The sequence below is a fragment of the Paenibacillus sabuli genome (assembly GCF_014705605.1).
GTDB classification, from domain to species: Bacteria; Bacillota; Bacilli; order Paenibacillales; family Paenibacillaceae; genus Paenibacillus_D; species Paenibacillus_D sabuli.
Window position 1 is genome coordinate 90,883 of record NZ_JACXIZ010000020.1, and the last position, 21,102, is coordinate 111,984.

General features: G+C 58.6%; 20 protein-coding genes. 15 read left to right on the plus strand and 5 right to left on the minus strand.

Features of this window, described 5'->3' with window-relative positions; translation table 11 throughout:
- Positions 1 to 129: 129 nt before the first annotated feature.
- From hemE to IDH44_RS12550, 8 genes are all read left to right on the plus strand, one after another.
- A complete protein-coding gene (gene hemE, locus IDH44_RS12515) occupies positions 130 to 1,200 on the plus strand; it encodes a uroporphyrinogen decarboxylase (RefSeq protein ID WP_190918112.1) in 1,071 nt (356 codons plus the stop codon).
- Positions 1,193 to 2,146, plus strand: a complete 954-nt coding sequence (gene hemH / locus IDH44_RS12520) for a ferrochelatase (protein ID WP_317890171.1) — start codon at positions 1,193 to 1,195, stop codon at positions 2,144 to 2,146. Before hemE ends, hemH begins: the two co-directional genes overlap by 8 nt.
- Positions 2,143 to 3,585 carry a protoporphyrinogen oxidase gene (hemG, locus tag IDH44_RS12525; protein ID WP_190918114.1) on the plus strand — a complete coding sequence of 481 codons (1,443 nt, stop codon included), beginning with the start codon at positions 2,143 to 2,145 and terminating at the stop codon, positions 3,583 to 3,585. Before hemH ends, hemG begins: the two co-directional genes overlap by 4 nt.
- Positions 3,586 to 3,808: 223 nt before the next feature.
- Positions 3,809 to 5,098: a CapA family protein gene (locus tag IDH44_RS12530; protein WP_190918115.1), complete on the plus strand. Its 1,290-nt coding sequence runs from the start codon at positions 3,809 to 3,811 to the stop codon at positions 5,096 to 5,098.
- 16 nt (positions 5,099 to 5,114) lie between these two features.
- Positions 5,115 to 5,903: a glycerophosphodiester phosphodiesterase gene (locus IDH44_RS12535; protein ID WP_190918117.1), complete on the plus strand. Its 789-nt coding sequence runs from the start codon at positions 5,115 to 5,117 to the stop codon at positions 5,901 to 5,903.
- Between the two features lie 66 nt (positions 5,904 to 5,969).
- Positions 5,970 to 6,842, plus strand: coding sequence for a DUF92 domain-containing protein (locus IDH44_RS12540; protein WP_190918119.1), 873 nt, complete (start codon positions 5,970 to 5,972; stop codon positions 6,840 to 6,842).
- Between the two features lie 126 nt (positions 6,843 to 6,968).
- Positions 6,969 to 10,016, plus strand: a complete 3,048-nt coding sequence (locus tag IDH44_RS12545; RefSeq protein ID WP_190918121.1) for an efflux RND transporter permease subunit — start codon at positions 6,969 to 6,971, stop codon at positions 10,014 to 10,016.
- Between the two features lie 78 nt (positions 10,017 to 10,094).
- Positions 10,095 to 10,670, plus strand: coding sequence for a TetR/AcrR family transcriptional regulator (locus IDH44_RS12550; RefSeq protein ID WP_190918122.1), 576 nt, complete (start codon positions 10,095 to 10,097; stop codon positions 10,668 to 10,670).
- Between the two features lie 135 nt (positions 10,671 to 10,805).
- Here the strand turns inward: IDH44_RS12550 and pepF are convergent, their stop codons facing one another.
- The 3 genes from pepF to IDH44_RS12565 all read right to left on the minus strand — a co-directional run bounded on the left by pepF (position 10,806) and on the right by IDH44_RS12565 (position 13,254).
- Positions 10,806 to 12,602, minus strand: coding sequence for an oligoendopeptidase F (gene pepF, locus IDH44_RS12555; RefSeq protein ID WP_190918248.1), 1,797 nt, complete (start codon positions 12,600 to 12,602; stop codon positions 10,806 to 10,808).
- A 206-nt stretch (positions 12,603 to 12,808) separates the two neighbouring features.
- Entirely contained in the window at positions 12,809 to 12,991 is a 183-nt protein-coding gene (locus IDH44_RS12560) for a hypothetical protein (protein ID WP_190918124.1), read from the minus strand.
- A 29-nt stretch (positions 12,992 to 13,020) separates the two neighbouring features.
- Positions 13,021 to 13,254: a hypothetical protein gene (locus tag IDH44_RS12565; protein ID WP_190918126.1), complete on the minus strand. Its 234-nt coding sequence runs from the start codon at positions 13,252 to 13,254 to the stop codon at positions 13,021 to 13,023.
- A 290-nt stretch (positions 13,255 to 13,544) separates the two neighbouring features.
- Between IDH44_RS12565 and IDH44_RS12570 the strand changes: the two genes are divergently transcribed.
- Together IDH44_RS12570 and IDH44_RS12575 are read left to right on the plus strand one after the other, a co-directional pair.
- Positions 13,545 to 14,240, plus strand: coding sequence for a class I SAM-dependent methyltransferase (locus tag IDH44_RS12570; protein WP_190918127.1), 696 nt, complete (start codon positions 13,545 to 13,547; stop codon positions 14,238 to 14,240).
- A gap of 118 nt (positions 14,241 to 14,358) precedes the next feature.
- Positions 14,359 to 14,556, plus strand: coding sequence for a cold shock domain-containing protein (locus IDH44_RS12575; RefSeq protein ID WP_190918129.1), 198 nt, complete (start codon positions 14,359 to 14,361; stop codon positions 14,554 to 14,556).
- A 429-nt stretch (positions 14,557 to 14,985) separates the two neighbouring features.
- Here IDH44_RS12575 and IDH44_RS12580 read toward each other — a convergent pair whose 3' ends face one another.
- Positions 14,986 to 16,305 (minus strand): multi antimicrobial extrusion protein MatE, encoded by a 1,320-nt coding sequence (locus IDH44_RS12580; RefSeq protein WP_190918131.1) that lies wholly within the window; start codon positions 16,303 to 16,305, stop codon positions 14,986 to 14,988.
- Positions 16,306 to 16,475: 170 nt separating this feature from the next.
- On the opposite strand from IDH44_RS12580, the gene IDH44_RS12585 reads away from it, so the two are divergent.
- From IDH44_RS12585 to IDH44_RS12605, 5 genes are read left to right on the plus strand one after another with little or no spacing between them, the layout of a single operon-like run.
- Positions 16,476 to 16,796: a hypothetical protein gene (locus tag IDH44_RS12585; RefSeq protein ID WP_190918133.1), complete on the plus strand. Its 321-nt coding sequence runs from the start codon at positions 16,476 to 16,478 to the stop codon at positions 16,794 to 16,796.
- 52 nt (positions 16,797 to 16,848) lie between these two features.
- Positions 16,849 to 17,904, plus strand: coding sequence for a tetraprenyl-beta-curcumene synthase family protein (locus tag IDH44_RS12590; protein WP_190918249.1), 1,056 nt, complete (start codon positions 16,849 to 16,851; stop codon positions 17,902 to 17,904).
- Between the two features lie 46 nt (positions 17,905 to 17,950).
- Positions 17,951 to 18,919, plus strand: a complete 969-nt coding sequence (pfkA, locus tag IDH44_RS12595; RefSeq protein ID WP_190918135.1) for a 6-phosphofructokinase — start codon at positions 17,951 to 17,953, stop codon at positions 18,917 to 18,919.
- Between the two features lie 27 nt (positions 18,920 to 18,946).
- The gene (locus tag IDH44_RS12600; protein ID WP_190918137.1) at positions 18,947 to 19,159 is read left to right on the plus strand and encodes a DUF3906 family protein; all 213 of its coding nucleotides are present in this window, start codon (positions 18,947 to 18,949) and stop codon (positions 19,157 to 19,159) included.
- Positions 19,160 to 19,181: 22 nt separating this feature from the next.
- Positions 19,182 to 19,727, plus strand: a complete 546-nt coding sequence (locus IDH44_RS12605; RefSeq protein ID WP_190918139.1) for an NADPH-dependent FMN reductase — start codon at positions 19,182 to 19,184, stop codon at positions 19,725 to 19,727.
- An 81-nt stretch (positions 19,728 to 19,808) separates the two neighbouring features.
- Here IDH44_RS12605 and IDH44_RS12610 read toward each other — a convergent pair whose 3' ends face one another.
- The gene (locus tag IDH44_RS12610; protein WP_190918141.1) at positions 19,809 to 21,002 is read right to left on the minus strand and encodes a putative glycoside hydrolase; all 1,194 of its coding nucleotides are present in this window, start codon (positions 21,000 to 21,002) and stop codon (positions 19,809 to 19,811) included.
- Between the last annotated feature and the right edge of the window lie 100 nt (positions 21,003 to 21,102).

The window sequence follows — 21,102 nt, forward strand, 5'->3', positions numbered from 1 at the left end:
GACTAGCATACTTCAATTCCATCGATTGTCAAACTATTGTCATACTCGCGAAAGGCCCGGCAGTTGTTAGCGATTCTCAAAAAGGGCATAATGGTAGCATAGGGAAAACGAGAGAAATGAGGGACCAGCATGACCTACAACGACCGTTTTATCCGGGCATGCCGGCGCGAGCAGGTTGATCGCGTGCCGGTATGGTACATGCGCCAGGCCGGCCGCTACGATCCCGAGTATCGCAAGATCAAAGAACGCTATTCCTTGCTTGAGATCTGCAAGCAGCCGGAGCTGGCGGCGGAGGTGACGCTCATGCCGGTCCGCAAGCTGGGCGTCGACGCGGCGATTTTGTACTCCGACATTATGAACCCGGTCGCCTCGATCGGCATCAATTTTGATATTGTGCCGAACGTCGGTCCGGTCATTGACAATCCGATCCGCAGCCGCGCCGATATCGAGCGGCTCCGTCCGATCGACGTCGAGGGCGACCTGGGCCACGTGCTGGAGACGATCCGCATCCTGGACAAGGCGCTGGAGGTGCCGCTGATCACCTTTGCCGGGGCGCCGTTTACGATTGCGAGCTATCTGATCGAGGGGCGTCCTTCGCGCAATTACCGGCTCACCAAGCAAATGATGTACAGCGAGCCGGCCTTGTGGCATGCCCTCATGGACAAGCTGGGCGACATGATTATCGTTTATTTGCGCAAGCATATGGAAGCCGGGGGCAAGGCGTTCCAATTGTTCGACAGCTGGGTCGGCGCGCTGGCGCCGCACGACTTCCGGACGTACGTGCTGCCGACGATCGAGCGGATCTTCGACGAGCTGGCGGATCTGCCGCAGCCCAAGATCTATTTTCCGGGCGTCAGCTCCGGCGAGCTGCTGCCGACGCTGGAGCGCGTCCGGGCCGATGTCATCGGGCTCGATTGGCGGGTATCGATTGCGGAGGGACGCCGCAGGCTCGGCGGCCGGACGGCGGTCCAGGGCAACCTCGATCCGCTCGTGCTGACCGCGCCGCAGGCGACCCTGGAGGAGCACGCGCGCCGCATCCTGGACGAAGGGATGCAGGAGCCGGGCTTCATCTTCAATCTCGGGCACGGCCTGTTCCCCGAGGCGTCGCTCGACAAGCTGCGCGAGCTCACGGGCTACGTGCATCGCTACTCGTCCGATGCCCTGGCTCGGCGCAGCGAGGAGGTGGGACAGCGTGGCTGACAACCGGATCGGCGTGCTCGTGATGTCCTACGGCACGCCCGAGAGCATGGACGACATCGAGACGTATTATACGCACATCCGGCGCGGCCACCCGCCGACGCCGGAGCAACTGCAGGACCTCAGCAGTCGGTACGAGGCGATCGTCGGGGGCGTCTTCCCGCTGCGCGCCAATACCGATCGTCAGGTGGCCGGTCTGCAAGCGGCGCTTGACGAAGTGGACCCGGGACGCTATGTCTGCTATCAGGGACTCAAGCATGCGCGGCCCTATATCGAGGACGGCGTACAGCGGATGGCGGACGATGGCATCCGGGAGGCGGTCGGTATCGTGCTCGCACCGCATTATTCGGTCATGAGCGTCGGCAGCTACATCAAGCGAGCGGAGGAGCAGGCGCAGGCGCTCGGGCTGCAGATACGCTTCGTCGAGTCGTATCATCTGCACCCCAAGCTGCTGCTGGCCTTGTCCGATCGCGTGAAGCGCGGGCTCGCCCGCTTCGGAGCGGACACCGCGCCGGCGGAGGTGCACGTGCTCTTCAGCGCGCACAGTCTGCCGGCCCGCATCACCGAGATGAACGACCCGTATCCGCGCCAGCTGCTCGAGACCGCTGCGGCTGTTGCCGATCGCGCCGGGGTGACGAACTGGTCGTTCACATGGCAGAGTGCCGGACGGACCCGCGAGCCTTGGCTCGGCCCGGATATTCTCGATTCGCTGCGGGAGCTCCAGGGCAAAGGCGCGGCGCGAGTGCTGTCGGCGCCGATCGGCTTCGTCTCCGATCATCTCGAGGTGCTGTACGATATCGATCTCGAGGCCAGGCAGGTCGCCGAGCGCCTCGGCCTGCAGCTCGAGCGGATCGAGATGCTCAATACCGACCCGCTCTATCTCGAGACGCTGGCCGAATCGGTAGCCGCCGAGGCCCGCACAGCGGCGGAAGCGCAGGGGCAGGGATGACCGGCGCGGCAAGACGCCCGTGGCGTCTGGCGGTCGTCGGCGGCGGTCTGACCGGCCTGAGCGCGGCCTATTACGCTCAGCGGATGGCGCAGGAGCAGGGGCGCGGCGTGGAGATTACGCTCATAGAGGCATCGGAGCGGCTGGGCGGCAGGATCGAGACGCTGCGGCGGGACGGCTTTGTGATCGAGAAGGGCCCGGATTCGTTCCTGGCGCGCAAGCAGCCGATGCTCGACCTGGCGGAGGAGCTGGGCCTCACGAGCGAGCTCGTACGCACCAATCCCGAAGCGCGCAAGACGTACATCTACAATCGCGGCCGCCTCCATGCGATGCCGGCCGGGCTCGTATTGGGCGTGCCGACCGACCTGGAGGCCTTCGGACGCTCGGAGCTGCTGACCGAGGCAGGCAAGGCGCGCGTCCTGCAGGACCTGGAGCTGCCGCCGCAGCCCGGAGATACGGACGAGTCGGTGGGCGATTTTCTCGAGCGCCGTATCGGGGCGGAAGCGATGGAGCGGATTGCCGAGCCGCTGCTGGCCGGCATCTATGCCGGCGATCTGCGCGGTCTTGGACTGCGTGCGACCTTCCCGCAATTCCGCGACGCCGAGCTGCGGCACGGCAGCCTGATTCGCGGCATGCAGGCGAGCCGCAAGGTCTCGCCGCCGCAGCCCACCCTGCCGGATGCGTTGAAGGGGAGCCTGTTCCTGACCTACCGGCGCGGCTTGAGCTCGCTGGTCGAAGCGCTGGAGGCGGCCATGCCTCGGCTCAGCCGCAGGCTGGCGTGCCGGGTCGAAGCGATTCGGCGCAGCACCGCGTCCGCATACGAGCTGGAGCTGCAGGGCGGCGAACGCCTGGAAGCGGATGCCGTCGTGCTGACGGCCCCGGCGCCGGCCGCAGCAGCGCTGCTGCGGCCGCTGACGGACACCGCTGCATTGGACGCGGTGCGCTACGTCTCGGTCGCCAATGTCGTGCTCGCCTTCGACCGGACGCGCGCCTTGCGCGACGCCTTCGACGGCTCGGGCTTCCTCGTGCCGCGCACCGAGGGGCGTACGATTACAGCGTGCACGTGGACCTCGGCCAAGTGGCTGCATTCGAGCCCGCCGGACAAGGCGCTGCTGCGCTGCTATGTCGGACGGGCAGGAGACGAGGCGCCGGTGGAGCTGGACGACGACGAGCTGGTGGCCAGGGTGCGGAGCGATATGCGCGAGATCATGGGCATTGACGCCGATCCGCTTTTTGCCGAGATCACGCGGCTGCGCCGCTCGATGCCGCAGTATCCCGTCGGTCACGTCGAGCAGACGGCGGCTATGCGTGCCCGGCTGGCGCAGGAGCTGCCCGGGCTGTGGGTGACCGGCGCCGCGTTTGACGGCGTCGGTCTCGCCGACTGTATACGCCAGGGCAAGGAAGCGGCCGCCGCTTTGCTTGCCCGGCTGAATGGCTTGTAGCTTTGCACTCGCCCCTAGCTTGCGCGAGCGCGGCCGCCTCGCATTTTAATCCCGAATCAGGCAGGCTCTCATGTTGAGAACCTGCCTGATTCGTGTCCCTTTGGATCGACACGGCCCGGCACCGGTGTTCCAGGTGCGTGGCAGCAGCGGTTGCAACCTTTTGCCGGCTGTCACGTCCTATAAGGTGGAGTAATCATCGGAATGCAAAAGGAGTCACGCCTTCATGACGTTATCCAGATCGGATCAGCACCAGCAGCAAAAAGCGCGACGCAAACGGCGCTTGAAGCGGCGGGTGACGCTTAATTTGCTCTTGCTCTTGCTGATTGTTGCCATTGGCGGTATGCTGTGGGCAAGTGAATCATTCGTATGGCCCTGGGAGAAAGCACCGCCGATTGCGTACGCGCCGGATCAAAACGAACTGCAAAATACGGAGTCGGGGTCATCTGCGCCGGAGAACGAAGGTGAAGAGAGCCAGGGCCCCGATTCGCAGGAGAGCGGCGAGCAGCCGCCGTCTTCGCGTCCGGACGAGGCAGCGCGCGACGTTCACTTGGCCTTCGTGGGCGATCTGCTGCTGGCGGGTTCGGTGGACAAGACGATGCGGAGCAAGGGCTATGCTTATCCGTACGAGGGCGCGCTCGCTTTTTTGCAAGGAGCGGACCTGACCGCCGGCAATCTCGAGAATCCGATCACGCTGCGCGGCGTAGCCGCGGAGAACAAGTCGTTTGTGTTCAAGGGCTCGCCGGAGTCGCTTCCGGCGCTGCGAGAGGCCGGCTTCGACGTCGTCAGTCTGGCCAACAATCATACGCTGGATCAGGGCGTAGAAGGTCTGCTGGATACGATGAAGCACCTGGACGACGCGGATATACCGCATGTCGGAGCGGGCCGCGACGATACGGAGGCGTTCACTCCCGTGCTGCTCGACGCGCACGGACTGCGGGTGGCGTATCTCGGACTGAGCCGCGTCGTCCCGGAGGTCAGCTGGAAGGCCGGACCGGACACAATCGGCGTAGCCGAGACGTATGATACGACGCGGGCTCTGGCGGCGATTGAGCGGGTGCGCCAAGAGGCCGACTTGGTCGTGGTCATGGTCCATTGGGGCAAGGAAAAAGCGGATTGGCCCGAAACGTATCAGCGCGACTTCGCCCGCCAGTACATCGATGCGGGCGCCGATCTCGTGATTGGTTCTCATCCGCACGTGCTGCAAGGCTTCGAACGCTACAAGGGCAAATGGATCGCCTATAGCCTCGGCAACTTTATCTTCAATATGACCCGGTACGAACGGTCGGCGGAGACCGGCGTGCTGGATGCCCATTGTACGGCTGCGGGCGACTGCGAGCTGCGCTTCCATCCGATGCTCGCCGAGCAGTCCCGGCCCGCGCCCATGGACAATGAAGAGGGCGAGCTGCTCCTGAAGCGGCTCGAGCAAATCTCGTTCGGCGTCGCAGTCGAGGCGGACGGCACGCTGCGCGATACCGGCGGAGCGCCGCTGGCCGCGAGCGGGGCGACGGGATAGTTTAGGAGGGATTCGGATGATGCAATGCTGCGCGCATCGCGGCGCTTCGGGAGAAGCGCCGGAAAACACGATGGCCGCGATTCAGCGCGCGCTGGCGCATCCGTTCGTCCAATGGATCGAGCTGGATGTCCAGCTCACTGCGGACGGCGAGGTGGTCGTCATGCACGACGAGACGGTCAATCGTACGACGAACGGACGCGGCAAGGTGCGGGAGATGACGCTGGAACGTCTGCGCCGGCTCGATGCCGGCAGCTGGTACGGCCGGGTGTTCAAAGGCGAGCGCATCCCGACCTTGGAGGAGGTGCTGCAAGCGACGGTGGGGCGTTGCCGGCTCAACATCGAGTTGAAAACGTACGCCGATTCCACCGCGGCGCTGGCGGCCAAGGTCGTGCCGATGCTGGCGAAGCATGGGCTGGAGCACGATACCATCGTGACATCGTTTGACGCACGGGCCTTGCGTCTGGTTCGCGAGCATAGCGAATCTGTGCGGACCGGTTGGATCGTCAGCGAGCCGCCCCCGGATTTGACGGCACGTCTGCGCGACCTGGACTCGACCTTTCTCTCGCTCAGCTACAAGCACGTGGCTTCGGCGCGTCTAGACGAGCTGCGTGCGGCGGGCGTGGAGGTCATGATCTGGACGGTGAACAGTGCCGCGCATTTGCAGCGTTTGGCGCAGCTGGAGCGCGACTTGATGCTCTGCACCAATTACCCGGCGCGTTATGGCCTGGCGGTGTTGCATGGAGCGGATTCGACGGCGCGGCGGTCCGCCATCTGGCGGCCCTTTTTTACGCGCAGACGGCAATAGCGTCATTTAGCGGCAATAAGGGAAGCAATAGACGCAATCGGAGATGGAAGGGGGGCGGCATAACGCGTGAATCTGACAGACTCCTGGGTGCTTCGCCTTGTGCTTGGCTTGGCAGCCGGTGCGGCGGTAGCCGGACTGGCTTATCGCCGACAATCGCTTTCGGGCTCCGGCGCTCTGGCCGCTGCGGCGATGGGCGCCGCTTACTTTACACTGGGCGGACCGGTGTGGTTCGGCGTGCTGCTGGCCTTCTTCGGTTCGTCGACAGCATGGTCGCGCTACAAGCGCAAGCATCGCGCCAAGCGAACCGCCGAGAAGAATTATGCCAAAAGCGGGCGGCGCGATGCCCTGCAGGTACTGGCTAACGGCGGGCTCGGCTTGCTTTTGTGCGGCGCGCACGCGCTTTGGCCGCATGGCGGCTGGCTGGCGGCGTTCGCGGGCGTCATGGCGGCGGTCAATGCCGACACCTGGGCGACTGAGCTCGGCGCGCTCAGCCGCATGACGCCTCGCGCATTGATTGGCGGCAAGCGCGTGCCGGCCGGCACGAGCGGCGGCGTCACGCTGCTCGGCAGCGCGGCTGCCTTGGCCGGCGCGTTGTTCATCGGCATCGTTGCCGCTATATTGGCCGGCTGCTGGCCGGTTTCGGCGTCGTTCGGGCAGGACAGCGGCACTGGAGCGCTTGGCGCTCAGGCAGTCTGGCTCGTGCCGATTGCGGCGGCGGCCGGTTTTTTCGGGTGCTTTGCAGACTCGCTGCTCGGCGCTACCGTGCAAGCGATGTATCGCTGCCGCGTCTGCGAGGCGCAGACCGAGCGAGTCGTGCACTGCGCGCGGCCGACTGCCAAGACGCGAGGTTGGCGCTGGGTCACCAACGATGCCGTCAATTTTATAGCGGCGGCTGCGGCTGGGCTATTGGCGTTGGGCTTGGGTTACGGACTACGCTAAAGGGAACCTTCGGTATAAGGACGCGCTGTGCGCGCGTCCTTGACTGTGCACGGCAAACTCGCTATACTCCAAAATGACTTACTGGTCAGTCATTTTTTAATTTATTCGACGAGAGGGCGAACGCGCATGCAATTCTTGACGAAGTTCAGCTTGAAGAACGTAGCTGCAGTGATGATCATCGCCGTCCTGTTAATGGGAGGAGGCGTCTACAGCTTCCTGGCGCTCAAGTCCGATCTGCTGCCGGATATTGAATTCCCGCAGCTTTCCGTCACCGCGGTCTATCCCGGCGCGTCCGCCGAGGATGTCGACCGCCGCGTCACCTCGCCGCTGGAAGAGCAGCTCAAGGGCGTCGAGGGGTTGAGCAGCATGACCAGTCAATCGCTCTCCAGCGTCTCGCGCATTCAGTTGTCTTTCCCGATCGGTACGGATATGGATAAGACGACGCGCGACGTCGAAGGGCTGCTGCAAAATGCGGGCTTGCCGGAGGAGGTCGAAACCCCCACCGCCAGCCGCTTTTCCTTCAGCTCGGTGCCGGTGCTGAACCTCGCCTTGTTCACGAATGGGGAACAAGCGGATGCCTTGGCCGAACAATGGGTGCAGGAGGTGCTCAAGCCGGAGCTGGAGCGCATCGAGGGCATCAATTCGGTCGCGCTCTCCGCCGTGCCGCAGCAATATCTGGAGATCGTCGTCGATCAATCCGGGGCGGCGCGTGCGGGCATTACGTTGCAGACGATCAAGGACAATATCGACAACGCCTTTTTCTCTTATCCCGCCGGCGCGCTGCAAAGCGACGAAGTTGTCGTGCCCGTCCATGTGGAGCAAGAGCTGCAGACGCTGGAGGCGCTGGAGGCGCTCGTCATTCCGTCCAATACCGGCGGCGCCGGCGTGCGGCTTTCCGAGCTGGCGACGGTTCGCCCGCTAGAGGAAAAAAGCGAGCTGGCGCGTTACAATACGAAGGACAGCATGGCGCTGCTGATCAACAAAAAGCAAAATGCCAACACGGTCGATGTGGCGGACCGCGTCATCGAGACGCTGGACAGCTACGAGGACCACATCCAGTACGTGATGATTTTCGACCAGGCCGAAGCGATCGAAAGCTCGATCAACGAGCTCGTGTCCAAAGGGTTGTTCGGCGCGCTGTTCGCGGCGCTCACTGTCCTGATCTTCTTGCGGAGCTTCCGGGCGACCTTCATTGCCGTGCTCTCGATTCCGTTGTCCCTCTTGATCGCTGCAATCTTCATCAAGTGGTGGGGCTTCACGCTGAACGTGATGAGCCTGGCGGGCATGACGGTGGCGGTTGGACGGGTCGTGGACGACAGCATTATCGTCATCGAGAATATTTATCGCAAGCGCAAGCTTGAGCCGCAAGCCGACCGCACGGAAATGACCAGAGAAGGTACGCGCGAGATGATGAGCGCCATTCTCTCGTCAACGCTGACGACGGTCGTCGTCTTTCTGCCGCTGGGTCTGGTAGGCGGCATTACCGGCGCGTTTTTCCTGCCGTTCGCGCTGACGGTGGTCGTGGCGCTGCTGGCGTCGCTGCTCGTCTCGATCACCGTTGTGCCGGTGCTTGCTCGCAGTTCCTTCGTCAAGCTGCACGAGCAATCGCGCGAGCCGTTCTATATACGCGTGTACGAGCGAATTATTCGTTTTGCATTGCGGCGCAAAGCGCTGGTGCTGCTGACGGCGCTGGTCTTGCTGATCGGATCGGGCGTGCTGTACCAGTTCAGCAACGTCGGGTTTGTCTTCTTGCCCAATGAGAAGCAAAAAATCATCTCGGCGACGGTGGAGCTGCCGCCTTCCGCGACCTTGGAACGCACGGGCGAAGTGTCGCAGGCGATCGAGCAGCAGCTGGAGCAAGAGAAAGAAACGTACCCCAAACGTTTCGCTTCGATCGGCAGCTTCGATATCGCCACCGGCTCCGCGCAGCCGAATCGCGCGGTCTATTACATCGAGCTGGCCGAGGATGCGGACATGGAGGTCCAGCTGGCAGCGGTGGATCGCGATATCGCAGCCATCTTGGAGGAGCAGGCACCCGGTTCGACCTGGAGGGTCGAAGAGCAGGCGAGCGGCGGACCGCCGACCAACAACAACGTCGATATTGATTTGTTCTCCGACGATCCGGCCCAACTGGAGGCAGCTTCCGCGCAGGTGGAGGAGCTGATGCTCGGACGCGACGATCTCAAGAGCGTCACGAACAACATGCAGGCGAAGCAGCAGCAGTGGTCCGTCAAGCTAAGTGATGATAAAATGAAAGCAGCCGGTCTGAGCTCGTTCATGGTACTCGGCACGATCACGGATCGGACGCAGCCGGTCGAGGGCGGCGAGCTGCTATTCGATGGAGACAATCGCGAAGTCCGCTTGACCTACGACGAGGCGCTCGCCGGCAAGTCGGCGCTTGAGCAATTGACGCTCTTCGGTCCGCAGGGGCCGGTGCAGCTCAGCGAAGTGGCCGACATCGAGCAAGTCGACGTATACACCTCGGTCCAAAAGCTGAACGAGCGCGTCTATGCCCGCGTGTCCGGACAGGTCCAAGGCAATGACGTTCGCGCTGTTACTGCGGAGGTCACCGAAGCGGTGCAGCAGCTCGATCTACCGGATGGCGTGAGCCTTGAATCGGGCGGCGGCAGCGACGAGACGGTGCAGACCTTTGTAGATATCGGCATTGCCATGATTGTGGCAATCGGACTTGTTTATCTGACCATGCTGATTTTCTTTGGCCAGGCCCGCGTGCCGTTCATCATTATGTCGTCGCTGCTTTTTGTCCCGATCGGCGCTTTGGTCGGTCTGGTACTGGCGCGCGAACCGCTGTCGATGAGCGCAATGATCGGCTTGCTCATGCTGATTGGCATCGTTGTCACCAACGCCATCGTGCTGGTGGATCGGATCAATCAGAATCGTCGCCTCGGACTGACCATTCACGAAGCATTGATCGAATCCGGCAAAACGCGCCTGCGGCCGATTCTGATGACGGCGCTGGCGACGATCGCAGCCTTGCTTCCGCTCGTGTTTTCGACGCCGGAGGGCGGGCTGATCTCCCGCGGCCTTGCCGTGGTGGTCGTAGGCGGCCTGACGACTTCGACCCTGCTGACGGTCATTTTCCTGCCGGTCGTCTATGAGCTGGCGTTCAGGAAACAGCACCGTCAGGAGCAACAGCGCGAGCATTCGGCCTAATGGACGATGGCAGGGCCGTCGATCCTGGATTCTAGATACACACCGGCTCTATGAATGGCTGGAAAGGAGGTCTCGCTGATGGCGGCGACGCATGGAGACAAGCTGGAATTAATTCTTGATGCGGCGTATCGGGTCTTCGGCACGGCAGGCTTCTATGAGACCAAAATGTCCGAGATTGCAGATGCAGCCGGCATTGCCAAAGGCACCCTTTATCTTTATTTTTCCAGTAAAGAAGCCTTGTTCATGGCGGTCACCAAACGGGATTTCGAACATTTCTTGGAACGCCTGCACGAGGTGCTGCATCAAGAAGGCGCGCTGGAGGAGAAATTGCACGGCGCTGCTTCGCATCATCTCTGGTACTATTATCAGGTCAAGCATTATCCGCGGCTCTTTTTCCACGCGCCCAACAGCGACGCGGGGTTGATGGAGATGATGCATGGCTTTATACGAAAGTACAACGCGATGCTTGCGCAGATGCTGGAAGCGCATGAAGTGAAGCAGGCCGAGCTTCATGCGCGATCCTTTATCGGCATTTTGGACGTGTTCAAAATGGATATTTTGATGGACCCTACGTTCAGTGAGGACGATTTGCGCGAGCGTGCCCGATTTGCCGTCCAATTGTTCTCCCGGGGCTGCGAGGCCGGCAGCGCTTAGCATCGGTCCGGGTCAAAACGATCAAGGACGAAACAGCGCAAGCGGTCCTCTGGCGATGCTTTAAACCCCCGCCCTCCTCGTGAAGAGGAGAGCGGGGGTTTTTGGTACAGCCTAAACCGATTGCTCAAAACGCGTTTAGTTTGCGCCGGTTAATTGTTCCATTTGCTCAAGCAGACCCTCGAAGACGCTCATCGCCTGGCTAATCGGCTCCGGCGAGGACATGTCGACGCCCGCTTTTTTCAGAATGTCGATGGAATAGTCGCTGCCGCCGCTTTTCAAGAAGCCCAGGTAACGGTCTACCGCCGGCTGTCCTTCGTCAATAATCTGCTTGGCAAAGCTCGTCGCGGCCGAAAAGCCGGTGGCATACTTGTAGACGTAAAAGCTGGTATAGAAGTGGGGAATCCGGGCCCATTCCATCTCGATATCTCGGTCCACGACCATATCCTCGCCGTAGTACAGCTTGTTGAGGTCGTAGTAAATTTTGCTCAGCTCCTGCGGCGTGAGCGAGTCGCCTTGCTCCACCTTTTCGTGAATGATTTTCTCGAACTCGGCGAACATCGTCTGACGGAATACCGTCGTCCGGAACTGATCCGCGTAATAGGTGAGCAAATACATCTTCTCGCGCGCTTCGGTCGAGTTGCCGAGCATATCGTGCATGAGCAAGGCCTCGTTGAGCGTCGAGGCGACCTCCGCGAGAAAAATCGTGTACTGGGCATCGCGATAAGGAAGCGCCTCATCGGAGAAGTACGAATGGAGCGCGTGGCCCATTTCGTGCGTTAAGGTAAACATGCTGTTCAAGTTGTCGTTATGGTTCAGCAATACATACGGGTGCGTGCCGTATGCGCCCCAGCTATAGGCGCCGCTGCGCTTGCCCTCGTTCTCGTAGACGTCGATCCAGCCATCGCCGAACCCCTTTTGCAGCACGTCCAGGTACGTATCGCCTAGCGGCTTCAGGCTTTGGGCAACGCGGGTTTTGGCATCCTCGTACGAAATATCCATCTTGTATTCGTCGACAAGCGGCGCGAACAGGTCGTACATATGGAGCTCATCGACGCCAAGCAGCTTTTTACGCAGCTTCATGTAGCGGTGCATGAGCGGGAGATGCTTGTGAATGGTATCGATCAGGTTGGTGTACACGGTAGTCGGAATGTTGTCGCCGAACAACGACATTTCAAGCGCCGACGGGTAGTTGCGGGCGCGGGCATAAAAAATATTTTTGGTGACGTTCGCATTCAGGGTCGAGGCGAGCGTATTTTTCAATTTACCGTAAGAGGCATACATGGCCTGGAACGCCTCGCGCCGGACCTCGCGATTTTTGCTTTCGAGGAACTGGATATAGCGTCCGTGCGTCAGCTCGACTTCTTCACCTTGCTCGTTTTTTACTTTAGGGAATTTTAGGTCGGCATTGTTGAGCATGCCGAAAATCGTGCCGGGCGCCTGGCTGATATTGCCGACCTGGGCGAGCAGCATTTCCTCTCGCTGCGACAGGACATGCGGCTTCTCGCGGCGCATTTCCTCCAGCGTGCGACGGAATGGCGCCAGCTGCGGATTTTCAATCAAGGCGTTCAACGTCTCGTCCGGCAGGCTGAGCACTTCCGGAGTGATGAACGATTGCGCTTCGCCCGCCTCGACGCTCAGTTTTTTTGCTTTGTCCGAGAGCGCCTGATAGACGGGCTCGGCCATATCCTCGTGGTGACGCATATTGGCGTACACATACAGGCGCTCCACGTGCTGGGACAGCTCGTCCTCGAGCTCAAAGCAGGCCTTGAGCTGTGACGGATCGGACAGTTTGCCCTGGAACGCCGCGATTTTGCCGATTTGCTTTTTGGCTTCGGCAAATTCCCGCTCCCAGGCAGACTGATCGGCAAACATGTCTTCGAGCTTCCAGCGGTGCTCCGGCTTCGTTTCCGAGCGTTTGACAACTGCGTTCATCGTATTCCTCCTCCAATTATGTACAGCATCGTTTTTGTTCGGATTCATTTGCACAGCGACGACCGAGACCGGTTGTTGCAGCAGCAAGAGAGTCAATGCCACGGGCAGCCATTTCACGTTTGGCGGGGCCTCCTTCAGACAGTTTGCCCCTAGTATGGACCGCATCGCGCCATTTCATGACAGGCCGCCCGGGCGGCGTCGCTTTTTTAGGTCTTGCCGAGATTAAGAAAGCTGAAAACGAGCGCAAAAAAGGCAAAGGCAATCAGCACGATTGCAACCAAAGCCATGCCGCGCCGCATGGTCTGGGGAATCTGCTCGCGCCGCATCAAAATAACGGCACCGAGCGAAAAAGCGGCAATGATAAAAATAAGCGTCGATGTTGTGTCCATCGGTTCCTCCCGTTAAGCGGCGCTTCGCGTCATACAGCTTTGAACGCGTCGATGATGGCCTGGCGCTCTTCCTCGCGTCCTGCGTAATCTTGTTCCCGGAAGCGGTTTTCCGCCCAGTGCATCATTTGCGGACGGCTGACGAAGGTGTGGCAATCCTCGCCCCACTGATCCGAGATTTCGCGGACGATCAATTTTTTTCCTTGCACCTCGACCGTCAGCATGTTGTATTTATCGGTTTTGTAGATTTGATGCTTCTTGAACATGACGGCATACGACCTCGCTTCCTTTTTTTATCATCATAGCGAATATCACCGGTAGAACGCAACCGCTAACGATGGTACAATGACAACAATGCCGCGCACGGATACAACATCCGAACAAACGACGTGCGAAAAGAGCTTGCAGACCCAAAAAGCAGAGCAGTCAAGCAGAGCGGTCAAGCAGAGAGTTCAAGGTAATCCAGTCAACAGCAGCAGTCGAGGCATTCCTGTCAAGCAGAGCAGAAATGAGCGGAGCAGAGTAGAGCCGAGTAGAGCGGAGGAGAGATGAGACGATGCTTGAAGCATATGACCAACAAGGCGTAGCCATGACTTGCAGAGGATGGGACGAATACGCACGAATGTTTGATTTGAGGCGCGCGGATGTTTCAGGGCTTGAAGTTTTGGACGTAGCCGCCGGCGCCTCGTCCTTTGTGGCGGACGCCGCTGCGATGGGCGCCCAATCCGTTGCCGTTGATCCGCGATATCGAATGGAGCAGGACCGGATTTATACCGAAGCGAAGCAAGAAATTGAGACCAGCACGGCGAAGCTAGCCCGTTTAACGGACCGCTTCAATTGGAGCTTTTATGGCAACTTGGCACGACACCGCCAAATGCGTCTAGCCAACCTCAAACGTTTTGATGCGCATCGGCGCTGTGCGCCCGAACATTATGTGGACGGACAATTGCCCGAGCTGCCGTTTCCGGACCAGGCGTTTTCGCTGGTGCTTTGCAGTCATTTTTTATTTTTATATGGCGAACAGTTGGACTTCCAGTTTCACGAGCGTGCGATAGGCGAGTTGATGCGCGTGTGCCGTACTGGCGGACGTGTGTTGATTTACCCGTTGGTGACGCTGCATTTCAGACAATATGACCGATTGCAGGCATTGTGCACACGCTTGCAGTCGCACAGAGCGTACGTCTGTTTAAAGCCCGCTCGACTTCCTTTTATACCTGGATCCACGCACTATTTGTCGATTCAACTCGAATAAACGGAGAAAAAGAAATTTTTCTCATTTTTGGGGCAATGAAATTGCATTTCCGCAATGAAGCCGCTATAATAAGGCTACACGTCGTTTGAAACGGCGGTCATTTTAGGAGGTTGTTCATTTGAAAGGAACAGTAAAATGGTTCAACGCAGAGAAAGGCTACGGCTTCATTCAAGTTGAGGACGGCGAGGACGTATTCGTTCATTACTCCGCAATTACAGGCGAAGGCTTCAAATCGCTGGATGAAGGCCAGGCAGTCGAATTTGATATTACGGAAGGCAACCGCGGACCGCAAGCGGCCAACGTCGTCAAATTGTAGGATTGCCGTTTCGCGTATGCGAAGCGACTTATATAAGTGTGATACTTATAAGCGAGATCTCGCCGATGGTGGCGAGGTCTTTTTTTGTAATTCGCTATGGTCTGGCAACAGCCTGGTTATAGAACTGCGGGAGAAACCGGCCGAAACGTTCTGCAAAAACATTTGTGCTAAAAATGCTTCGCATGAATGCGTATTTCGAAGGCATATGCTCCAATGCGATTTCGGTCAATCCGGCACTTTTTCAATGGTTTTTCGCGCTATTGGAGCGGGCGGGATCACGATGCGACCGCATGCCGGTTTGCCGGCTGTAACGGACAAGAGAGGCGCTTAGCGTCTCTCTTGTCCGTTAGAACTGCCACACCCGGGACCGCGCTGCTTCGCTCTTTGCGCTGCTCGCGCTCTTCGCACTGCCGACGCCTGCCTGGCGTATTATCTCGCCTTGCCTGCCAGGACGGTATCCATCGGTCTGATGCGCCGCAGTGCCAAAGCCACAAATCCAAGCTCCGCCGCCATGCCGATCGATTGCGCCCAAGCGCCGATGCTTCCATTGAGATGGGGAAACAGCCAAAGCAGCGTCAGCAGGGTCAATACAGTGAATGTGAGATTGACAGCTTGCGAGCTGAAAATGAGCCGCGTCTGGCCGCGTACCATGATCAGGCCGTTGAGCGCATCGAGCCAAGGCATCACCAATGTCAGCAGCACAAAGGCGCGAAGCGTCTGCAGGCTCTGACTGCGCAACTCGCCTTCCACGCCAATCACGCTGCCGAGTAAAAAATCACCGATCGGCGTGTAGGCGATCGTCATGAGCAGCAGGCAAGGCAAAAAGCCGATCATCAAGGTAAACCGGCGCACGGCTTGGGGGTCGATCCGGTAGAAATTCAGCACAATCTGGTGAAAATAACTAAAAAAACTCGTCAGCAACCCGACTACGCTAGCCGCTACTGCAAAGGAAGCAATGGCCAGCTCCGCATTCCACGTCTTGCCGAGCATGGCGTTGATGACGGGTATAATCCATACGGTAATGAGCGTCGACATCAGCAACGGACGATAAAAGCCGAAGATGTGACGCTTGCCCTTCACTTCGTGCTCGTCCGACCTCTCCGGCATGCGCTTCACGAGCTGACGACCCTCGGCGTAGCTCACCGCGGCTTCGATCATCATGCCCAGCAGAAAGATCATCGCGCCCACCGTGCCGCTCGTGACGCCGGTATGAATAAAATATTGCGATAGCGCGTACATCCCCAGAAGGCGGAGCCCCATGCCGATCGTCAGCCATTTGGTGCGCAAATGATAGATGATGACGCCATGATACACGCAGCGCAGTCCGGAAAACAAACTGACAAACATCAACACTTGATACACGCGGATAACGGCATCAAGCGCATCGCCTTGCACGCCGAAGACGCCGCCGAAAATCCATGCCCCGAGCGGCGTGTAGCAGATGAGCATGCCCAGCGCCAAAATGCTGGCGAAAACGAGCAACGCGACGGCGAGCATCGACTGAAAGGAGCGCCTGTCCCGTACCAGCGCCGAACAAGTCTGACGCAACAGCACGGCGGGCCGCTCTGTAATGGTAAGTAAACTCATCGCGATGGCGTAGCTGGCGATGACGCGCTCCGGGTCGACGGCTCGCGTGAGCGTACTGTTTATGATAACATGCGAGATTGTAACGAGACTGGCCGATAATCCTAGTGGAAGAAAAAACGACCATATCCGTCTCATCGGCACTGCTTGCTGGGCTGCTTCCATTGCTGCTGAACTCCTTTGGATGAGAGATTACGCAGGGTCAAACGCCGGCCTTGACGCATGCTTACCAGTATAGCACGGTTTGGAAGAATACGGGCGTGACAGTGCCCGAAAGTTTACTCCGACTGGATTTATCGGCGATGAAATGGTACATTAATGGTTGGAGGTTTAGCATGCCAAAACACGAATTCAAATGGAATGCAAGACTGCAAATCGAACTGCCGGCTTTGCGGCTGGACTGGGAAGCCTACGATGCCTACGAACGCGCGGGCATTCTGGCCTATTGGGAGGACGTACGCGGCCGGATTCCGGACCTAGTCGCGGAACTGGAGCGGCGAATTGACGCCAAGCAGACGGCGCTGTCGGAAGAAGACAGCTTTGAGGCAGCTTGCAGGCTGAATGCCGAAATCGCCGAGCTGGCCAGCCGCATCAACGATTTGCATATCTGGTACCGCATCAATCAAGAGATTGAACCGCGTCGCCATTCCGGATGAATTGTACGGGGAGGACGCATCGTTGCACGAATATACGCATGCGGAGCGCCGCATGCCGGCGGGACCGATTCGGCTGATGTACCGCGTGTACAAGTACATATTGCCCGGCGTCGACGATGAACTGGCGCGCTGGCGGGTCAAGGCCGAGAATATTCCGGACACGGAGCTGCGCACGCAAGCCCTAGCCAGCATCGAGACCAAGCGTTTCCATTGTCAGGGAGGGGGCGTCTACGCGGCCGCCAATCCGCCGGCCAGGCATGTGCTGATCCCGCTAATTGTTGCCTTGCAGACGATTAGCGATTATTTGGACAACCTGTGCGACCGCAGCACGTCGATGGATGGCCGAGACTTTCGCTTGTTGCATCAGTCGATGCTGGATGCGGTCGATCCTGCAGCCGAGCTGCAAGACTATTATGCGCGCCGCGAAGAGAGCGACGACGACGGATATCTGCATGCGCTGGTGCGCGAGTGTCAGACCCGCGTCTCCGAGCTCCCCTCTTATGCGCAGGTTCAGGACGAGGTGCGGGATCTGGTCGGGCTTTATTGTGATCTCCAAGTGCACAAGCACATTCGTCATGAACAGCGCGAGCCGGCTTTGTTGGGCTGGTGGGAGGAGAACCGTCCACGCTATCGGCATTTGCTTTGGAATGAATTCGCCGCCGCCACGGGTTCTACATTGGGGATGTTTATGCTTTTTTTGGCTGCCTCGCATCCCGGTGTGAACCGGACCGAGGCGACGCGTATTCGCGATGCTTATTTTCCCCATGTATGCGGCCTTCATATCATGCTGGACTATTTGATAGATCAGCAGGAGGATCGCGAGGGCGGCGACCTGAACTTTTGCAATTATTATACGAGCGAGACCGAACTGGTCGATCGGATCAGTCTGATCGTCACAAGCGCGCGCAACGATATCCGCAGGCTTCCCGGGGACAAGTTCCATCGTATGATTATCGAGGGTTTACTTGCGCTTTATTTATCCGATCCCAAAGCGCGCAGCCAGCGCGACGTCGTCGCAATCACGAGACGACTGATGAAACGCAGTCCGATGACCCGACTTTTCTTTTGGGCGAATAGCATGTATATTCGTTCCAGACAATCGAAGTAGCCCGTCCATTTTTTCACGATATAGATGATCTTGGGGAGGAAGAAACATGTCGAATGTAAAATCGATTGCTGTCCTGACGAGCGGGGGGGACTCGCAGGGAATGAATGCGGCGGTTCGCGCCGTTGTGCGGAGCGCGTTATTTAACGGCTTGGACGTCTATGGCGTGCAGCGGGGCTACCAAGGCCTGATCAATGACGACTTGCGGCCGATGGATCTGCGCAGCGTGGGCGACATTATTCAGCGTGGCGGTACAATTTTGCAGACCGCGCGCTGCAAGGAATTTTTGACGCCGGAGGGCCAGCAGCGCGGGGCGGAGGTTCTGCGCTCGCGGGGCATCGACGGTCTGGTCGTCATCGGGGGAGACGGCTCCTACCAGGGCGCCAACAAGCTGAGCAAGCTGGGGATCAAGACAATGGGACTGCCCGGCACGATTGACAACGACATTCCGTTCACCGATCTGACGATCGGCTTTGACACAGCGGTCAGCATCGTCGTCGACGCGATCAACAAGCTGCGCGATACGATGACCTCGCACGAGCGCTCCTCGATTGTCGAAGTGATGGGACGGCACTGCGGGGATATCGCGTTGTTTGCCGGATTGGCCAGCGGTGCGGAGACAATTCTGGTGCCGGAGGTGCCTTACGATCTGGAGCAGGTAGCGAATCGGATGCGCGAGAACTTCCAGCATGGCAAGCGGCACAGCATCATCATCGTTGCTGAGGGAGCCGGCAATGGGGAGGATGTCGCGCGTGAAATTACGGCGCTTAATGGGATTGAGCCGCGCGTGACCGTACTCGGGCACATTCAGCGCGGCGGTGCGCCGACGCATAATGATCGCATTCTGGCCAGCCGATTGGGCGATTTTGCCGTCCGCAAGCTGATGGATGGCGATTCGGGCAAGGGCTGCGGAATCGTCAAGGGGGAATTTGTGGCGACCGACATCGAGAAGGTCGTGACGACCAAAAAAGCCTTTAACATGGAGTTGTACGAGCTGGCGTCGCGCTTGTCGCAATAATTGCCAACAGACAGGAGTCGGAGCGGCATGTATTTGTACAAAATAGAACTTGAACAAACAAACGGCCTAAGCTGGCTGATCGTACTGGCGGAAACGGACGAGCAGGCCTTTGAAGCGGTAGACGCCAATCTGGAGAAGCATTACATCAAAAAGCCCGCTGTTCGGTCTGCGGCCATTATCGAGAAGAAACGCGTTGTGAGCGGCAACGGATACATTCTTGATCCGCAGCAAGAACAATGAGGACTGAGCAAGGAGCGTAGCCATGAAGATTGCCATTGTAGCCGGCGGCAACCGCCGTCAATCGACGAGCACACTGCTGGCCCGCTATATTCAAACTTGTATTGAGCAAGCTGGGCACGAGGTCTCATTCATCGATCTTTACACCGTTCCGCTGCCATTTTTTTCGCCGGATCAAGGGGCATCGGACAATGCCGAAGTGCTGGAGCTACAGCAAAAGGTCGGCGTCGCGCAGGCGATCGTACTGGCTACTCCCGACTATCATGGGGGGCCTTCGGGCGTGCTGAAGAATGCTTTGGATCATCTCGGATTCGATCATTTTGACGGCAAAGCGGTGCTTTCCGCGAGCTCGTCGGGAGGCGCGGTGGGGGTCAGTCCGCTCCAGCAATTGCAGACAATTGTGCGCAATGTGCATGGCATCAATTGTCCGGAGTGGATTTCGATCGGTGGTCAATTCAGGCAGTTCGACGAGCTAGGGCAACCCGAGGAAGAGACGGTTCGGACGCGGGTACAGCGAACTGTCGGTTATTTTTTGCAGATGGCGGAGAAGCTTCGGCCACTGTCGTCCTGAGGTCACGCGATGTTACGCAAAAACACCGGCTGCTGATGCAGCCGGTGTTTTTGCGTGCAAGCCCGCGTTGGAGCTTCAAAATTAAAATTCAGCGTCCTCGGTGTACTTGTTGCTCGCGTTCCACAGCAGGTATTCGTCAATACCCGTGTCTTCAAGCGCTTGAATTTGAGCTTCAACCTCGGCCTTGCCATATTTCGTGTAATTGCCGCTGCCGAGCCAGCTGGCGGTGAAATCTTGAATCCATGGCCGAATGATCGGCTTGAAAATTCCGAGCTCCTCCAGCTTGTCGTGCGTGTCCTCCATTGCGCCCTTGATCGTTTCATACGGAGCTTTATCAGGTGCTTTCTGGTCGAACCAGCCGGTGCTGTAATGGCTCGGGTAGACCATGGGGCTTATGACGTCCACGTATTTGGAGATTTTGACGAAATCCTGGCCGATGCCTTCGGCGGCCGGCACGGAAGCGGCATACCCGAAAATATCTACCGAGACGCGCACATCCAAGCCTTCCAGCTGTTCGCGCGCATATTTGACAAAATCACCGATAATTTCAATGCGGCTCTCGTCGTTCGATTCGTACGTAAGCGTATCGGCGCGATTTTCGAAGCCTTCCGGAAAGCGAACATAGTCGAATTGAATTTCTTTGAAGCCGTGCTTGACCGCTTCTTTTGCGACGGCGATATTGTAGTCCCATACTTCCTTCAAATAAGGATTAACAAAGCTTTCGCCGCGTCCATTCTTCCAGACGCTGCCGTCTTGATTGCGGAACGACATGTCCGGATGGTTCTTGGCCAGCACGCTGTCCTTGAACACGACAATGCGGGCAATCGGATATACGTCATGCTCTTCCAACTTGGTCATCAATGCGTCGATGTCGGAGATATTTTTCTGGGTAGTGCCAAGCTCCAACAGTTCTTCATTTTCAGTCGGGTAGGTTATGTATCCGTGATCGTCCTTGATATCGATGACCATGCTGTTCAGCGCGGTGTTGTCCAGCAGCGTGAGCAAATGATTCATTCGCTCGACACCGGTCGTGTGCGACGTCACATAGATGCCCTTGACCTTGGGCGCATCGGGCTGAGGATCTTGCTTTTGAAAAAGATTGGGTTCGTTCTGCGTGCCGTCTTCGCCCGATGTCTGCCCATCGCCCTGCGGCTGTTGGGTCTGCCCGGCCCCGATCCCTGCTGTCATCCATTGGCTCAGCGATGCCTGGCTATCGCCCGAACCGCCGGACATGAGTCCTGCGAACACAAGTAAAATTGAAAAAATAACTTCCATACTGTCCTCTCCCCGCTGTTAGTCTACATCCATTCTTAAACCGCAAGTCCGCACCGAAAACAAAAAAAATTAGCGTCTTTTATCATACTTAAATAGACGA

What these genes read in the sequence shown, in the direction of transcription:
- hemE (WP_190918112.1), top strand. Translation starts at nt 130, where the DNA reads ATGACCTACAACGACCGTTTTATCCGGGCATGCCGGCGCGAGCAGGTT.
- hemG (WP_190918114.1), top strand. Translation starts at nt 2,143, where the DNA reads ATGACCGGCGCGGCAAGACGCCCGTGGCGTCTGGCGGTCGTCGGCGGC.
- IDH44_RS12530 (WP_190918115.1), top strand. Translation starts at nt 3,809, where the DNA reads ATGACGTTATCCAGATCGGATCAGCACCAGCAGCAAAAAGCGCGACGC.
- IDH44_RS12535 (WP_190918117.1), top strand. Translation starts at nt 5,115, where the DNA reads ATGATGCAATGCTGCGCGCATCGCGGCGCTTCGGGAGAAGCGCCGGAA.
- IDH44_RS12545 (WP_190918121.1), top strand. Translation starts at nt 6,969, where the DNA reads ATGCAATTCTTGACGAAGTTCAGCTTGAAGAACGTAGCTGCAGTGATG.
- IDH44_RS12550 (WP_190918122.1), top strand. Translation starts at nt 10,095, where the DNA reads ATGGCGGCGACGCATGGAGACAAGCTGGAATTAATTCTTGATGCGGCG.
- pepF (WP_190918248.1), bottom strand. Translation starts at nt 12,602, where the DNA reads ATGAACGCAGTTGTCAAACGCTCGGAAACGAAGCCGGAGCACCGCTGG.
- IDH44_RS12560 (WP_190918124.1), bottom strand. Translation starts at nt 12,991, where the DNA reads ATGGACACAACATCGACGCTTATTTTTATCATTGCCGCTTTTTCGCTC.
- IDH44_RS12565 (WP_190918126.1), bottom strand. Translation starts at nt 13,254, where the DNA reads ATGTTCAAGAAGCATCAAATCTACAAAACCGATAAATACAACATGCTG.
- IDH44_RS12570 (WP_190918127.1), top strand. Translation starts at nt 13,545, where the DNA reads ATGCTTGAAGCATATGACCAACAAGGCGTAGCCATGACTTGCAGAGGA.
- IDH44_RS12580 (WP_190918131.1), bottom strand. Translation starts at nt 16,305, where the DNA reads ATGGAAGCAGCCCAGCAAGCAGTGCCGATGAGACGGATATGGTCGTTT.
- IDH44_RS12585 (WP_190918133.1), top strand. Translation starts at nt 16,476, where the DNA reads ATGCCAAAACACGAATTCAAATGGAATGCAAGACTGCAAATCGAACTG.
- IDH44_RS12590 (WP_190918249.1), top strand. Translation starts at nt 16,849, where the DNA reads ATGCCGGCGGGACCGATTCGGCTGATGTACCGCGTGTACAAGTACATA.
- pfkA (WP_190918135.1), top strand. Translation starts at nt 17,951, where the DNA reads ATGTCGAATGTAAAATCGATTGCTGTCCTGACGAGCGGGGGGGACTCG.
- IDH44_RS12600 (WP_190918137.1), top strand. Translation starts at nt 18,947, where the DNA reads ATGTATTTGTACAAAATAGAACTTGAACAAACAAACGGCCTAAGCTGG.
- IDH44_RS12605 (WP_190918139.1), top strand. Translation starts at nt 19,182, where the DNA reads ATGAAGATTGCCATTGTAGCCGGCGGCAACCGCCGTCAATCGACGAGC.
- IDH44_RS12610 (WP_190918141.1), bottom strand. Translation starts at nt 21,002, where the DNA reads ATGGAAGTTATTTTTTCAATTTTACTTGTGTTCGCAGGACTCATGTCC.